This window comes from Paenibacillus sp. FJAT-26967 (assembly GCF_001541095.1).
In the GTDB taxonomy this organism is placed as follows: Bacteria; Bacillota; Bacilli; order Paenibacillales; family NBRC-103111; genus Paenibacillus_F.
Genome location: NZ_LMXH01000006.1, coordinates 212939 through 229361 on the forward strand (window position 1 = coordinate 212939; position 16423 = coordinate 229361).

The 16423-nt window shown below is 49.6% G+C and carries 10 protein-coding genes; 2 read left to right on the forward strand and 8 right to left on the reverse strand.

The window, feature by feature from the left end; translation table 11 throughout:
- Positions 1–336: 336 nt before the first annotated feature.
- Positions 337–627: a hypothetical protein gene (locus tag AR333_RS20145; RefSeq protein WP_068777169.1), complete on the reverse strand. Its 291-nt coding sequence runs from the start codon at positions 625–627 to the stop codon at positions 337–339.
- A gap of 279 nt (positions 628–906) precedes the next feature.
- On the opposite strand from AR333_RS20145, the gene AR333_RS20150 reads away from it, so the two are divergent.
- The gene (locus tag AR333_RS20150; RefSeq protein WP_068777170.1) at positions 907–1482 is read left to right on the forward strand and encodes a DUF4352 domain-containing protein; all 576 of its coding nucleotides are present in this window, start codon (positions 907–909) and stop codon (positions 1480–1482) included.
- Positions 1483–1834: 352 nt separating this feature from the next.
- Positions 1835–2626 carry a sensor domain-containing protein gene (locus AR333_RS20155; RefSeq protein WP_068777171.1) on the forward strand — a complete coding sequence of 264 codons (792 nt, stop codon included), beginning with the start codon at positions 1835–1837 and terminating at the stop codon, positions 2624–2626.
- A 343-nt stretch (positions 2627–2969) separates the two neighbouring features.
- On the opposite strand, the gene AR333_RS20160 is transcribed toward AR333_RS20155, so the two are convergent.
- The 7 genes from AR333_RS20160 to AR333_RS20190 all read right to left on the reverse strand — a co-directional run bounded on the left by AR333_RS20160 (position 2970) and on the right by AR333_RS20190 (position 16420).
- Entirely contained in the window at positions 2970–6770 is a 3801-nt protein-coding gene (locus tag AR333_RS20160; RefSeq protein WP_084783871.1) for an S-layer homology domain-containing protein, read from the reverse strand.
- A gap of 200 nt (positions 6771–6970) precedes the next feature.
- Entirely contained in the window at positions 6971–9514 is a 2544-nt protein-coding gene (locus tag AR333_RS20165) for a LuxR C-terminal-related transcriptional regulator (protein ID WP_068777173.1), read from the reverse strand.
- Positions 9515–9869: 355 nt separating this feature from the next.
- Positions 9870–12116 carry an FAD-dependent oxidoreductase gene (locus tag AR333_RS20170; RefSeq protein ID WP_068777174.1) on the reverse strand — a complete coding sequence of 749 codons (2247 nt, stop codon included), beginning with the start codon at positions 12114–12116 and terminating at the stop codon, positions 9870–9872.
- Positions 12117–12120: 4 nt separating this feature from the next.
- Complete coding sequence (locus tag AR333_RS20175; protein ID WP_068777175.1) at positions 12121–12966, reverse strand: carbohydrate ABC transporter permease; 846 nt, start codon at positions 12964–12966, stop codon at positions 12121–12123.
- Positions 12967–12989: 23 nt separating this feature from the next.
- Positions 12990–13871 (reverse strand): carbohydrate ABC transporter permease, encoded by an 882-nt coding sequence (locus tag AR333_RS20180; protein WP_068777176.1) that lies wholly within the window; start codon positions 13869–13871, stop codon positions 12990–12992.
- Between the two features lie 324 nt (positions 13872–14195).
- Positions 14196–15515 (reverse strand): ABC transporter substrate-binding protein, encoded by a 1320-nt coding sequence (locus AR333_RS20185; protein ID WP_068777177.1) that lies wholly within the window; start codon positions 15513–15515, stop codon positions 14196–14198.
- Positions 15516–15667: 152 nt separating this feature from the next.
- Positions 15668–16420 (reverse strand): helix-turn-helix domain-containing protein, encoded by a 753-nt coding sequence (locus tag AR333_RS20190; RefSeq protein WP_068777178.1) that lies wholly within the window; start codon positions 16418–16420, stop codon positions 15668–15670.
- Positions 16421–16423 lie beyond the last annotated feature (3 nt).

A 16423-nucleotide genomic window follows, 5' to 3' on the forward strand; every position in this document is an offset into this window, starting at 1 on the left:
ATTTAGATCGGCTCCACACATACTTGTAGTCTAGCCGTTGATTCCGGGATAGTTAATCGTCCCTGCGGCGTGGATCATTCAAATGGAATGACATCCTTTGTAGCGGAAACTGACAACCAACATTAGGGGTATTTAATAATCATGCAAATAAAAATGCACCCTTTGAAATGAATCAGTCAAACCCGGAGGCTTTTTCCGATATCCGTTTGTAAGGGTGCAAATTTAAATTTACAGCTAATTATACGACCGTTACTGACTGATAACGGCACATCCTTTGTAAGGTATTTCCTTTAAGCCTTTGTCTTCCTATTAGCAGTTAAATTACGAATCCGGGTATTACTTACTTCTCTGTGCCGCCGTAACCATCAGGAAAATAGCAGAAAGCAGATGCAAGATCCATCCCAAGAATGGAACCCAAGCAAGTAAAGAGGTCACAATCCCTAATATGGACCCGTAATTCGGTTCTCTATTCCGGCTGGAAAGAACCAGTGTAATTACATGCAAGATGAACATAAATGCTAAGACCGTGTACCCGCTAGCAAGAACAAATGCTCCCCCGATAAACGGAATAGCTAATCCCAGCTCTAACCCTCCGGATATCCATTTCATGACTCTAGACCCCGTCATACCAAACACTCCTCTAGGTAATATTTCCTATTCATTGTAACTTAACAGGTTCATTTCGACTAGAGATTTTTCATTAAATTAATCATTTTTCCATATTTTAAAAAATACTCTTTCTAAAAATGTCAGGAATCACTTAATATCAATCTATTTCAAACCGATATAAGGAATAGATAGGATTTGAAACCAATGAACTGATTCTAAAGTATTATGTCTTAAGAACCATAAACTTCAGAGTTCATGGAATATCCGTTTATTTTATCTATTACAGGAGGGTTCTAAATGAAAAAAGTATTTAAGATCGGCTGCTTAGGGTTTGTGATGTTATTCGTCTTAGGAATCGTTATTTCTATGCTTTCCGTCAAAGATGATCCAGGGACCACTACCGCTAATTCTGCGGCCAATGTATCGGCTAACGAAAAACCGGAGGCAACCAAACAACCAGCCAAAGAAGCTCAGATCAAATCCATTGGTGAAGAACTCAAGGTCGGAGATGTTGTTTTCAAAGTCAACAAGGTTTCCACTACAAAAGAAATTAAGGATGGGCCTTATCTCTCATACAAGACTGATTCAGACGGAAGTGTATTTTACATTGTTAATGTCACCGTTAAAAATGACGGCACTAAAATGATCAGCACAGACTCTTCCTTCTTCCAACTTAAAAAGGGTGAAGTCACGTATACACCTTCAATGCTCATTACCACTTCCCAAGAATTCTTCTTATTTGACGGAATCAACCCCGGCTTATCCAAAACCGGAAATGTTGCGTTTGAGGTCCCCAAAGACGTGACTGATTTTGTCTTAAATGTTCAAACGGGTTTCTTCGGAACCGAACAAGGCCAAATTAAACTAAAATAATTTAGCAGCTCCAACAGCACTAGGACCCAACCGCAAGGTTAGGTCCTTTGCTATATAGGGAGGTAACCTCCGTTGGTTCATAACTATCCACCACCTGATGCCGTTTGGTTAGCTGCCTCTATATCCCCTTGCAACCGGGTTCAATTCTCACTTTTCTTCCAATTTACTTCTTATATAGCCTGGTCATGCACTGACCATTTTCAGAGAGTAATAACAAATCCTCCACAGGACCGATACTAGTCTAAAGTCTAGGTTCAGACACCCCCTAAGACGGTTATCTCAGGCAAACACAGCGGATATAATGGGTTTATAACTCAGAGCATGACTTATGAAGCAAAAGGAGTGTTTGAATATGAAAGCAACAAAAGCACCTGCAAAGGCGCCAAATGGCAAGGTGAGTTGGGTGCTTTTTAATCCAAAAACCTATGCAACGATTCTCTATTTATTGCTGTCCCTCCCATTAGGGATCATCTATTTTACAGTAGCGATAACTGGACTTGTGCTATCCATCGGTTTAACTCCTATATTTATCGGAATACCGTTGTTTTTTGGAGTAGCTAAGCTGTTAAATGGGATTGTGAATTTTGAACAGAGCATGATTAGGCAAATTTTAGGTTTACCGAATCCGCCTGTTTCGTATATCTACAATCAGCAGTCTGAAGTCGGACGGAACTGGTTGATGCGGATGGTGAGAGGTTTTGACGGTGGGCTATTCATTCGAAATTTGCTGCTCGTAGTTCTAAAATTTGTAACAGGCATTGTATTCTTTGTTGTTATGGTAACGGTGATTTCACTAGGACTAGGATTGATCGCTCTTCCGGTCGTACATATCATTTTAATGAATGAAATGCAGATTAATATTTTAGAGAATAACCTGTTTAATTATTTCCATATCGATTGGACCTATAATCAGCAATATATGCTGTACGCAGGTGTTGGCCTTGTACTTTTTTGGATCGCGCTTCGCGTTGTGAATGGGCTCATGCAAATTCAGCGCAGAATCATGTATGTGGATGAGCCATATCAACAGCCGTCAGTGCCCGCTGAAACACAAATACATGCGCCGATTCAGTCGCAATATTATGAGTACCAAGAGGATCAGCCCACTCAAGGGATGATGCAGCCAGCCTATAGAAAGCTTTAACTTGCTGACCGTCAGTATAATAGACCCCCGCATTTTGCTGCGGGGGTCTATTATTGGGGTTAATGGGGCAGTATTTCAATCCAATCCCGTGCCCCTTCGAATCCGCTGCAGTCCGCGCGGTCTGAACCTGTGGGATTCTCCGCCCTGCCTACTGGAACAGCAAGAAGGCCCCAGTCTATCTGCTGGGACCTTCTGCTGTTCTCTGTATGGAGGCGAATCGCGGTGTAGCAAATCCACAGTCCGCTGCGTGACGTTAAGATATTTGGTGATACTGCATAAACATGAATTCTGCTCTATCGTCACGAAGTCTCCAGAACATAGTCCGTCCTTAACGAAGCACTGCTTAGTTGTTATTCTGTACTAGCACTTTCAGCAACACCGTCACAGCTTCTGCCCTTAATGTCTTCGCATTCGGTTCGAATCGGTTGAAATCCTTACCTTCTATCAAGCCTACCCTCTTAATCGCTGCAACTGCACCTTTTGCCCACGCCGCAATCTCCTTGTCATCTGCAAAGCCAGATGCACCATTGGTTTCGGCCTTTAGACTGAGCGCATTCGCGACCATCACTGCCATTTCGGCGCGTGTAATTTCTGCATCTGCACGGAACGTATTGTCCTCATAACCCGTAATGATACCCGCTTGTACCGCTTGCGCCACTGCCTTCTGAGCCCAGGCTCCGATCTTGCCTGTATCTGTGAATGTCAGCGCTGCTCCTTCTCCCTCCGGCTTCACCGTATTCATCAGCATCACTGCAAATTCTGCACGCGTCACTGTATGATTCGGCTTAAACGATCCATCCGGGTAACCGCTGATGATCCCGCTGCTTACCGCTTGGTTGATGCCCGCCTCTGCCCAGTGCTCAGAGATGTCGTTAAAGCTAATTGTCGGTTTCGTGTCTGTCGGATCAGTTTGACCGACTGCGAATACTCCGAATTTGGTAAAGTGATTAACCTCAACCGTAATGGTTGAGCCGTTAATCTTACCGCCCCCGACCTCTACCCATGCTTTGTCCGTTTCGTCATAATAGAACACAGACGGTCTTTGGCCGTTATTCAAAATTTTTGCATCAAAAGCAATGGTCAGCGTTACCGGATTACTGAAGTTTTCCGGGAAGTTTTTCAGAATCTCATAGATCGGACTGATTAAAGTTTCTTTATTCGTCAGAAGTTTCTGAATGTCCATTACAGGGTCTATCGTTAATCTCATTTCCTTATCTGCCGCATTAGCCGGAATAACGATTGTAACCTTATTATGCAAACTCACATTGCCTTTTTTACCAGCAGGAAGCGTTAGTTTGCCATCCTTAGCGGTAACGGTGTTATCACTTGAGGACGAGGAGCCCCCGCTACCACCGGATGAGGACGAGCCGCCGCCTCCGGATGAGGATGATGACCGTGGCGTTACACTATAGACATCCGTTGATACACTGCTGCCAACGCTATTAGACGCCCTTACCGTGAATGTATAGGTCACGCCATTCGACAAACCTGTTACCGTAATCGGGCTTGATGCTCCCGTAACCAAGATATTTCCCGGCATTAAAGCTACCTCATAGCCTGTGATAGGACTTCCGCCGTTATCCGCTGGAGCGGTAATACTAATCATGGCTTGTCCGTTGCCTGCCGCAGCTGTTATGCCTGCAGGCGCACCCGGCACCGTCATGGGCGTTGCGCTCACTTGATTGGAAGCTGCACTGTCTCCTCCTGCGTTGATCGCTTTTACCACAAAATAGTAGGTCGTTCCGTTCGTCAACCCTGTCACATCGTAGCTGTACACCGAGCCGCTCACGCTGGCCACTTCAGTTCCATATGTTGCGGAAGCTACACTCTGGAATATTTTATAACCGGATGAACCGTTCTCCGGATTCCAAGATAGCGATACTTGCGCATTACTTGCAACAGGTGACTGCAACACCGGGGCTCCAGGTATTGGAGCTTGCGGCGTAGCGCTTATAGCGCCGGAAGATGCGCTATCCCCTACAATATTCGTTGCAACTACAGTAAAGGTATATGTGGTTCCATTCGACAAGCCTGTTACCGTAATCGGACTTACGGACCCGGTAGCCGTGATTCCATTGGGATTTGAGTCATCCGGACTTGAAGTTACTGTGTAGCTTGTAATGGCGCTTCCTCCATCGCTAACCGGTGCCACGAAGCTAATCGTCGCCTGTCTATCCGCCGCTGTTGCCGTTACGTCTGTAGGGCTACCCGGCACGGACGTCGTTACCAGCTTCTGTATGCGATTGTTACTTGGATCTGCCACATACACATTACCGATGCTGTCTACCGCCACATTCACTGGATAATCAAACTCGCCCAAGCCGTTTCCCTCTCCGCCGCCACTCTTTTCCCAGGCGGTCCAGACCTCCGTCGCTGCGGTTAGCTTCTGTAAGCGATCGTTATAGGAATCCGCCACATACACATTACCGATGTTGTCTACCGCCACTCCTTCCGGATAATTAAACTCACCCAAGCCATTTCCGCTTCCGCCGCCGCTCTTTCCCCATGCGGTCCAAACATCCGTTGCCGCGGTCAGCTTCTGTATGCGATTATTTTGAGAATCGGCTACATACACATTACCATCCCTGTCTACCGCCACTCCGTTAGGATATTTGAACTCACCCAGACCACTTCCATTGGTCCCCCATGCGCTCCATGTACCCGTCGCTGCGGTCAACTTCTGTATGCGGTGGTTACCGATATCCGCTACGTACAGGTTCCCATCACTGTCTGCCGCCAATCCTTTAGGAGTATCAAACTCGCCCAATTCACTTCCATATTTGCCGTCGCTCTTCCCCCAGGAGGTCCAAATTCCCGTCGCTGCAGTCAGCTTTTGTATGCGATTGTTATCAGCATCGGCTACATAAATGTTACCGCTGTTGTCTACGGCTATACCATCTGGATAATCAAACTCGCCTAATCCGCTTCCATCTCCGCCGTCGCTCTTTCCCCATGCGGTCCAAACATCCGTTGCCGTGGTCAGCCTCTGTATACGATTGTTTTCAGAATCGGCTACATACATATTGCCGGTACTGTCAACCGTAACTCCACTTGGATAGTTAAACTCACCCAGAGCATCACCGGAAACAACTCCCTCGGTTCCCCATTGATTCCATTGCCCCGTTGTCAGTGTCAACTTCTGAATACGATAGTTATCTTCATCAGCGACATACACATTGTCGTAGCTGTCTACTGCCAATCCAGATGGATAATTAAACTCGCCCAGTTTATTTCCAGAATTGGCGCCGCCTTTTGCCCATGAGGTCCAAACACCCGTCGCTGCAGTCAATTTCTGTACGCGATTGTTATACAAATCTCCCACATACACATTGCCATTACTATCTACCGTCACTCCAGCCGGATAATTAAACTCGCCCAAGCCACTTCCAGCTCCGCCGCCGTTCTTTGCCCAAGACGTCCAAATATCCGTTGCTGCGGTTAGCTTCTGTATGCGGTGGTTACCCAGATCGGCCACGTACACATTACCGATGCTGTCAACCGCCACACCCATTGGATAGTTAAACTCGCCCAGGCCATTTCCAATTCCACCGCCGCTTTTCCCCCATGCGGTCCAAATCCCTGTCGCCTCTGTCAGCTTCTGTACACGATTATTAAGCCCATCTGATACATATACATTCCCGGTGCTGTCTACCGCCACTGCAGATGGATAATAAAACTCTCCCAACCCGTTTCCGGCAACGCCGCCGCTCTTTCCCCATTCGGACCAAACTCCGCTCGCTACGGTCAGCTTCTGTATGCGATGGTTTTGATTATCGGCCACATACACATTACCGATGCTATCTACTGCCACTCCAGCCGGATAATTAAACTCACCCAAGCCATTTCCTCTTTCGCCGCCGCTCTTTCCCCATTCGGACCAAACTCCGCTCGCTGCGTCTAGCTTCTGTACGCGATGATTTCGACTATCTGCCACATACATATTACCGAAGCTATCTACCGCGACTGCTTTGGGAGCATCAAATCCCCCTGCTTTTGAATCTCGAACCGTCCCCCTTAAGCCATACTGACTCCACTGCTCTGCAGCTTGTGCCGGAACTGCATTTAGACCTATCGTTATAATCAATACGACCAAGCTAAGTACATACCATTTCCCCATTACTTGCCTTCCATTTCTTTGATCCATACGTTACTCTATCTCCCCTCGATCATCTACGCCTTAAAAGTTAAAGCCTAATCCAATTACAATAACGACAATTCTCGCAGATTCCTGTTTCCTTTTGTCAACTTTTGACGTAGTAGTCTTACTTTAAAACGATTCCAACAAAATAAAAATCCCCCAAACGGGGGAGTTTACGGTGATAAATAGAGGGTATCATGCATCATTTATTCTTTTGCACGCTGCAGCGCTTGAACCCGATTGTTCACTCCAAGCTTTCTGTACACATTTTTGATATGGCTCTTTACGGTTTCGGCGGAGATGTTCAGACGATGGGCGATTTCCTTGTTGGACAATCCACCTCCGATTAACTGCAAAACCCTCGTTTCCTGCTCGGTTAGATTATCTTTAATTGCCACTTTCGTTTCCTGCGAGACCTGCATAGCTTGAAGCAACTGCTTTGCATAGGTCATAGAAGACGGGGAAAATTCTGTTGAGCGTCCACCTTGCGTCACCTTCAAATAAGCGGACAGCAGCTCCACCATCATAGCCCCTTCGTCTATAAAGCTGCGAATATATCCCGCCGGCTGCGCCAACTGAAAAGCGGTCTCCAACGGAACAAGTGCGTCCTCCGTCTGGCCTAAGCGCTGATGTGCTACACTCATCAGAATGAGTACCTTAATTCGATCCCGGAGACGATCTTCCCTGTGTAATAAGTGATTCAACCGATCCAATAGATACAGGGCTTCTTCCATTCGTCCACAGGATACAAGAACCCTGGCCAACGCTAAATGTTCCAGCACATGATACAATGAAACCTCATCGGTATACGCCAGACCGGATCTTTGCAACCACTCCAGCGCATAGTCGAATGAGCCTTGCTGCAGAGCCAGACACGCTTGTTCTGCTTCGATACTCAACATAAATAAGTCGTAATCGGGTGAGTCGATCTGCAGCTTCACTTGCTTAAGCACCTCTGAGGCTCGATCGGGGTTTCCTAAGGCCTGCTGAATCCGTGAAGCGCTAATAGCTATTTGAATCAAAATCCGCGCAAAAGGCTTCATATCCTGGCGTCCCAGAGCCTGACTCACACACAAGTCGGCTTCTTCCAGCCGATTCCACTCGTACAGCAGTTTACTGTAAGATGCATACAGGAGACCGACGAAAGGATATTCTTCCTTTTCTCCCCAAATTGTAATCCACTTCGACAGGAATGCCTCGCCTACATGAAGATCGTTGATAAACGCGAAATAATCATCAAACGAATCATAGCCTTGATATCGATTGCGCCCCATCGTTTGAAAGAAGCTGCCTTCCGGCATAAAGCGTTCCACCAACTCGAAATATTTGGAGGTTTGATCCATGTCCTTTTGAAGGTACGAGGTAATTGAACAGAAAAAGTAAATGTTGCCCATGGCTTCTTTCCACTCTGCTTCGTTCCATTTTCCCTTCATCTCTCGAAAGCGGGTGAGAGCTTGCCCCACTCTGCTGAAAGCCGCATCCCATTCTCCAACTCCCAGCAACACCGAGATATAGAACATTTCAATCATCGGTTTCTCCGCAAAGGCGTTCTCCGGTAAAAGAGAGACCCATCTATGGAGCGCAACGCTTTTCGATTGCACCAGCGCATGAAGATTTTTCTCGATCAATCGAACGGCATCGGCAACCTGCTTCCCTTCCAAATAATGCTCTACGGCTTCTTCGTCGTATCCATGCTTCTCCAACCAGGTGCCCGCACGAATATGCACTTGTATCCATTGATCCGGATCCGTTCTTAGCAATACTTGTTTCAAGAAATCGGAAAGCAAATGATGATATCGATACCAGCTCCTATGATCATCTAGCGGAACAATAAACAGATTCAATTTCTCCAGTTTTTCCAATTGATTCTGACTGTTTATTTGGCCCGTTACAGCCTGGCATAAGGATTGATTCATACGGTTTAAAATAGACGTTTCCAATAAGAAAGAGAGCATGGGTCCTGATTGATCATGAAGAACCTCCTCCAACAAATAATCGGAAATATCTTGCTGCCTACCGCTGAATCTTTGAATCGTTTCGGCTATATTATTACTTTGCTTTAGTGAGATGGCTGCCAGCTGCAAGCCGCTGATCCAACCCTCTGTCTGGTGAAAAAGCTCGGTCACTTGCTCTTTTGTGAGCAATAAATCGGTCGTATCCCGAAAAAAGACAAGTCCTTCATCCAACAGAAAGCGTAAATCCTGCATGAGAATTCGATGATACTCCCCTTTTGCCAGAAGCCTGGCAGTAGGTATACTCAGATCGGTACGGCTGGCGATATATAGATGAATACGGGAAGGCAAATGATCCAGAAGATATATGAAAGAATGGTGGATTGCAGGGAGCTCAATGAAATGAAAATCATCAAGAATAATGACCAGTTCCTCGGTTAATTGATTTAGCTCATTCAGCAACGCAGGAATCGTATGTTCCAAAGCAACGGAGAGGCCTTTTTCAAGATAATAAAAGACCGTACTGCCAAATACAGGAATTCTCGCCTGAATCGAAGCTGTTACCAAACTCCAAAACTGAATAAAGTCGTTATCCAGCTTATCTAGCGAAACCCAGGCTGTAAGTTCACCGCGTTGTTTTGCCCATTCGCTTAACGCTGTAGTTTTCCCGTAACCGGCCTGCGCGGAAACAAGCGTTAGTTTACTGTCCATTCCCTCATTCAACATGCGCATTAGTCTCGGCCTAATTACCAATGCTTTACGCAATTGGGGGAAATGAAGCTTGGAGCTTATAATCATTGAATTTCCTCCGCATGGAAACTTCTATAGTTAGTTAGTAGGAATATTCGACGATTTTCAACATTTTTCCTTTATTTTAGGGGCCTGAAGTGCCGTCTGTAAAAAAATGATGCTGGAGATGAGTTTTTTCGACTTAACAGAGCTGCGGTCCGCGCGATAATAAGCTTCACCACTTAGCGCTTTTTTCTTTTGCAGCATCAGTTGAGTCATTCAATAAATGATTGACAGTCACTCCATATGGCTGAGTCTTTCGTATTTCGCCTATGAAAAATCCCCTCCAAGTAAACCGTAGTGCGCTTTTCACACACACTGTCTACTTAAAGGGGATACTATCAAGGGTAGGCTGACTCAACTGTTAATACACCCGGATTTCCACCAGCTCCGCGCAAGATGTGCCATTCGTTTCTTCCATAACGACGCGCAGCGCATCGGCCAGGATCGGGTCCTTGAGGTGGATGCGATTGCTTCTTCGCCTATTATCCGCAGCGGAAGCCACCGTACACCACTGCCCTTGAACCCGGGCCTCAATCCGGTACGACTTCACCAGTTCGGGGATGATATCGAATGGCGTACGATGATGGTGAAGGTTGATTAGGTCTTCATTGACATCGTCATTCCAAGTCAGAAGGATTTCCTTCACGGCAATGTCCTGCTCCCACGCCAATTGCAGCCAAGCCTCGTGCTCCGGCCCGATCGGCTCGGATGCCCACAGATTCGGGCCCCCGAACGGCCGCTTGAATCCTCCAATCGCCTTCTCCGGCGCATAGGCTTCGGATGTGCCCTTGACCTTGAAGCAGAATGGCTGGCGGACCAGCGCCTTCATGCTCCAGGCCACGACGGGCTGATTCTCGTCGTGGTCCTCCAGCTCGGCCGAAGCGTTAGGGATGGCACCCTTCTCGAAGGCGAGGACGCCAGTAAGCGGTTCGGCCGACCTGTACAGGCAGACACCCGGATTTTCTCGAATGATGACAAAAGCATTCTGCGGCCCATCCGGCGCCCAGGCAAGCGGCAGGGATACCCACTGCGCTTGCCCCTTGGAGACGGCCGTTTCGGCTTCGGCCAGCTTCGAGTAAGGCACGTAATTCTCCAGACGGCCGGTGTTCCATAACTCCACCGTAATCCGGGTATCCTCGGCCGCGTCTACAAGCAGCTCCAGCCCTTCGAACGCAGGATCTACCGGGAAGAGCACCGCGACATCCCTGCTCAGCTGAACAGCTGACTCCGGCTGATCAACGGCGATGATGCGGCGGACCGATGATGCCGTTACCCGGGCCAGGCGGGCCTGGTCCCCGTCGTCTTCATGCCGCAGGCCGATGATGGAGGCATCGTGGCGCAGCAGTGTCTGCTGCAGCTCTTGCAGATGCGAGAGATAGATGTCTCTCGGGATCACGCCCTTTGCAGTGCACAGGGAAGCTGCGGTACCAGCCGCTTCCCCCATGACGGCGCAGGTCGCCATGACGCGCGTTGTGCCGAACGCTACGTGAGAAGCGCTTATGTTCCGGCCAGCGAACAGCAGGTTTGATACGTTCACCGAATACAGGCTGCGGTACGGGATATGATAGTTGCCGTCCGCATGCATATGCTTGGAGCCGCTGGCTTCGGCATACATCCCCTGCGGCGGATGCAGGTCGATCGACCAACCGCCGAAGGCGATGCGGTCATGGAACGGCTCCTGCGCGATGACGTCGTTTTGGTTCAGCACGTAATCGCCGACAAAGCGGCGGTATTCCCTTTTTCCCGGGATGGATCCGACCCATTCCAAGGTCATATTGTCGGCCTCGAACCGGCCGGAATTTTTGATATAATCCCAAATGCCGTAAATGACAGACGACAGCTCGTCCCGGATCACTTCATTGTCATGGACCGTATCCAGCCCGCCACCCCATTCGATCCACCAGTAATGGCAGCCCGAGTCGCCGCTGCGGATCACACGCTTGATCGGGATCTGCGTCTGTGCGATGTCTTTGGCGAAAGAAGGCGGCACGAACCGGACCGGATGATCCTCTTCTTTCGTGTAGAACAGCAGTGTACTGCCCAAGGTAATGCCGTCCGCCTCCTCCGGCGCCCATTCTTCCCCATATTCATGGGAGGCTTCCCGTCCGATCCGATACCGGGCACCCGCCATGAAGCCGACCAGTCCGTCTCCGGTACAATCCAGGAAGACTGGGCTTTCCAGGCGGATGCGCCGCTCGGAGCCCATCATCCAGCCGGTGACAGACCGGATCGTCCGGCTATCCTCCGGACCGTCCGCCTCGACTTCATGTACATCGGTATTCAGCAGCAGAGTAATGTTCTGCTCCGCCCGAACGGCTTCCAGGATAACCAAATCCCACAGGTACGGATTGCCGTCCGGGTTGCGGTACTGGTTCTCCACGAACAGCTCTCCCATAATGCCGGTCTCCCGCGCGTACCGGTTGATGCCGTGGGCGGTCGCTCCGCACACCCATACCCGCACCTCGCTGCTGGAATTTCCGCCCAGGACCGGGCGGTTGTTCACGAGCACGACCTTGCTGCCGAGCCTTGCCGCCGCAATGGCGGCGCACACGCCTGCCAGTCCGCCGCCGATGACCGTTACGTCGCTTTGAATCGTTTCCGTTCTCATCTTCTCACCCTTTCACCGCTGAGTTGGTCAAGCCTTGAATGATATAGCGCTGGCCGATCGCGAACACGACGATCATCGGGACGATGCCCGCAGACGCCGCGGCCATCATGCCGTTGTAATCCACCATATTTTCCAGGATGAAGTTCTGAAGTCCAAGCGGAATGGTGTACAGATCCTCATCAATCAGGAAAACGAGGGCGTTCTCGTAATCGTTCCAATGCCAGGAGAAATCGATGATGGCCAAGGTCGCAAGCGCCGGTTTGGCCAGAGGCAGAATGAGCCGGAAGAAGATCCGGAAATGCCCCGCCCCGTCGATGAAGGCCGACTCGGAAATCTCATGGGGAATAGACAGGAAGAACTGGCGCAGCATAAACACGCCAAAAATCGTAAACATGGCGGGCAAGATCAGCGCCCAATGTGTATTGTAAATACCTGCCCATTCAAACATGATGAACTTCGGCACGAACAGCACCTGCGGGGGAACCATCATCATGGACAGATAGAGCATGAACAGCCCGTTTCTACCCTTGAATTCGATCCGGGCGAAGCCGTATGCCGCGAAAGCAGACAGAAACGTGGCTCCGATCATCCCGATCAGGGAGATTTTCAGTGAGTTCAGATAATAGGTACCGAAGCTATTCGGACCGCTCCATACCTTTACATGATGTTCCCAGGTCGGATTCGAGGGAATCCATTCGATCGGGTATTTGAATACCTCGGCCGGGGTTTTCAGGGACGTGCTGATCATCCATAGGAAGGGCATGACCATCACGATAGCCAGCGCCAGCATAACCAGCGTCGCAAGCAGCCTGCCTGGCGTGCCGGCGACTAGTCGTTTTTTGATTTCCATGATGCCTCAGGCCTCTCTTTCTCTTAATAGTGGACCCAACGTTTTTGCCCGATCCATTGGATCGCGGTGATAATCAGGATGATGATAAATAGCGCCCACGAGATCGTGGAGGCATAGCCCATGTCGTAATAACGGAAGGCATTCTGATAGACGTAGAGGGACAAAATGGTCGTGCTGTTTCCGGGGCCGCCCTGCGTCGTCGCCTGTATGATGCCGAATGTCTTGATCGTCATGATCATGCCTGTCACCAGCAGCAGGAACGAGGTGGGACTGACGAGCGGCCAGATGATTTTACGGAGAAGCTGACCTGGACGTGCCCCGTCGATTTTCGCAGCTTCCAGCAGCTCCGACGAAACCTCCTGCAGTGCGGCCAAATAAATGATCATGTTGTAGCCCATCAAGAACCAGATCCAGATGATATCGATGGCGAACATGGAGGACGTGGTCGTCGACAGCCAGCCCGGCGGATGATCGATGCCGATGGCGCGGAGGAATCCGTTGATCGGTCCCTGCGTCGGCTGGAACAGCAGCATCCAGACGAAGGCGACGGCCACTCCGCTCGTAATATACGGCATGAAGTACAAAGCGCGCAGCAGCTTTTTCAAATGAATGCGCTGGTTCAGGATGACCGCAACCAAGAAGCCGAGTGCGATCGATACCGGTACCGACAAAAGGAAAAGGACTGTATTTTTCAGCGACAGATAAAAGAGTTCGTCATGCAGCATCCGCTTAATATTATCGAAACCGACGAAATCAACCTTGGGATTCATGAACTTGTAATCCGTGAAAACAAGCCCCAGGGAGTATGCGGCAGGTATGAGAAAAAACAGCAGCACTCCGAGCATGCTGGGTCCGATAAAGATGTAACCGAGCCTCTGCTGCCTTCTCATCCAATTGTTTTTCATGCGTTTCCCCTCACTTCTTGATTTGATGTCCTCAGTCTATCAAGCCGGAACCATTTGCGAGAAGGAACAAAACCATCGACTTCATACCACAAAATGATGCAAAAAAATGCCGCGCGGCTAGCCGCATGGCACTTGTTCATCAAAATGTTCTATCGGTAATCGACAATCGGGCTATCCAATCAATGTAGGGGCAAGTATGTACAAGGTTCCTGCGATCGATGTTGTTCCCGGATTTCTTATGATTGTGCATTTGCATAAAAAGGGGACGGCCGTCAATCTTGGCCGTCCCTTGTCTTTAAGTCCGATTCCTCGCATCGACAGCGGTTACTTCCCCGGATTAGTCTTCAAATACTCTTCATGCCGTTTGATCATCGCCGCCATTGTCGTGTCGAGATCCTGAGTTCCCAGGAAGTATTTTTCATACTCCTGCGAACGCAGGTCCATAACCACCTGAGGAACGGTGCGGACGAACGTCGGCGCCTTGTTGTCGAACATGACGTACATCAGGGATTCCTTATCGTACGTGTCCCCTTTGTCGCCAAGCATACTCTTCAGAGCCGCATCCTGGTCAGCATCCTTGGATGCCGGCAATCGCCCGCCTGCCGCCATCGGCGCCATTCCGCCGTCTGAGTACCACTTCAGAAACTCCCATGCTTCCTTTTGATGCTTGGACTTGGCGTTGATCGAGATGTAGTCGCCCAAACCGCCGCGGGTCACGAAGTTCGCCGCATCCCCATCCAGTCTTGGCACCGGCGCGAATGCAATTTTGAAATCGCGAGGATAATTGGTGAAATCGTTGGAGTTGCGGAGCAACCATGCCCCGATGTTCAGCATCGGTGCTCCGCCGCTGAGGAACATTTGCTCAACCGGCATTTTGGACGTCAACTGCTCGCCGAGCGGCGGCGTCGTTTTATCCTTCGTCATCATGTTGTTCAAGGACTCCAGCCATTTGCGCACCAACGGATGGCCCAGATTGGACGTGCCGTCCGCTTTGGTATAGCCCGCTTTGGCGAGCACCGAATCAATCGGGTCAACGAACGGTTCAGTATTCTGAATGAAGCCGTACCCGTCGCCTTTTTTCAGTTTTTTGGCGTATTCCATCATCTCTTCCCAGGTCCAATCCTTAGGAACCGGAAGATTAGCCGCATCAAGGGCATCCTTGTTCAGCGCAACGAAGTAAGAGCTTTTCGTTGTCGGTACGCCGTAAAACTTTCCGTCGATCTTCCAGTTTTCTGCTGCCGGGCCCATTTTCTCAGCGATGTTATAGTCGGTGAATGTGCTCAGATCGGCCGCAGCCCCCGAGGTAACCCTTTTTTTCGCATGTGAAGCAGAATAGTTGACGAACAGGTCCACATCCTGGCCGGTCATAATGGCGGTATCCAGCTTCAGGTTACCTCCATCGTCGTTCACATAACGCACGTACTCCACTTGAATGTTCGGGTGATCCTTGTTCCAGGCATCCACGACCTTCTGCGGACCGGCTTCCGGCGGAACGCCGCCCCACATCTTCAGTTTGACGCTGGAGCGCGAAGCAGTCTTCGCGTCCTCGCCCCCCGCTTCGCTTCCGCCGCCGGAGCAGCCCGATATCACACCAGCGATCAGCGCCAACGATACGAATCCCGCAAGCCAACCTTTTTTTCTCAATTGAAGACCCCCTACACACCTATGAAATGTTTGTTGTAGCTCAAGGATAGCAAAGCAGCGGATCTTCTCGTAAGTAACAGAATCATGATTTCATGGAACAGATATACGCAGTTCACGTGCCTGTAACCGGCTAACGGATATGCATTTTTGTTCTATTGTTTCATCCGGTACTGGCTCGGCGTCATTCCTGTCATTCGCTTAAAAATTTTAATAAAATAGTTGTCGTTCATGAACCCGACGTTCTGGCAGATCCGATTGACCGGAAGGTCCGTTGTCGTCAGAAATTCGATCGCCTTTTCGACCCTCGTCCGGTGCAGGTAATGGATCAGCGTCTCCCCGGTTTTCTTTTTGAACAGAGCGCTGACGTAATTTTCCCCCATCATGACGTAGCGGGCGAGCGATTTGAGTGTAATGTCCTGGTCGTAATTTTGTTCGATATAATCTATGATTTTGTTCACCTCGGGATGGGTAATCTTCTCCCTCGGCGCCGCAGCCAAACGCGCCGGACGCTCGGCCGGGGCATGCGCAGCCGACAGCTCCCTGCTGACCTTCTCCAGCGTCTCCCGCAAATCCTTGACGCTCATGGACAGCTTCAGAATATAATTGGATGCTCCGTATTCCATCGCTCTGCGCATTGATTCGAAATCGCCGATACAGGTGAGCATGACGAATTTAGATGCGATGCCGGCTTTCCGCGTTTCTTGCAGCAGCTCAAGCCCGTCCATCTGGGGCATGACGATATCGCACAGCACCAGATCCGGCGGATCGTCCACGATCATCGGAAGCGCCTCCAATCCATTGCTTGCCTCGCCCGCTAGCGTAAAGCCCATCTCTTCCCAACGGATGATTTCCTTAACCGATTCCCTTACGAACGTTTCGTCTTCCACCAGTAATACCTTCCACATATG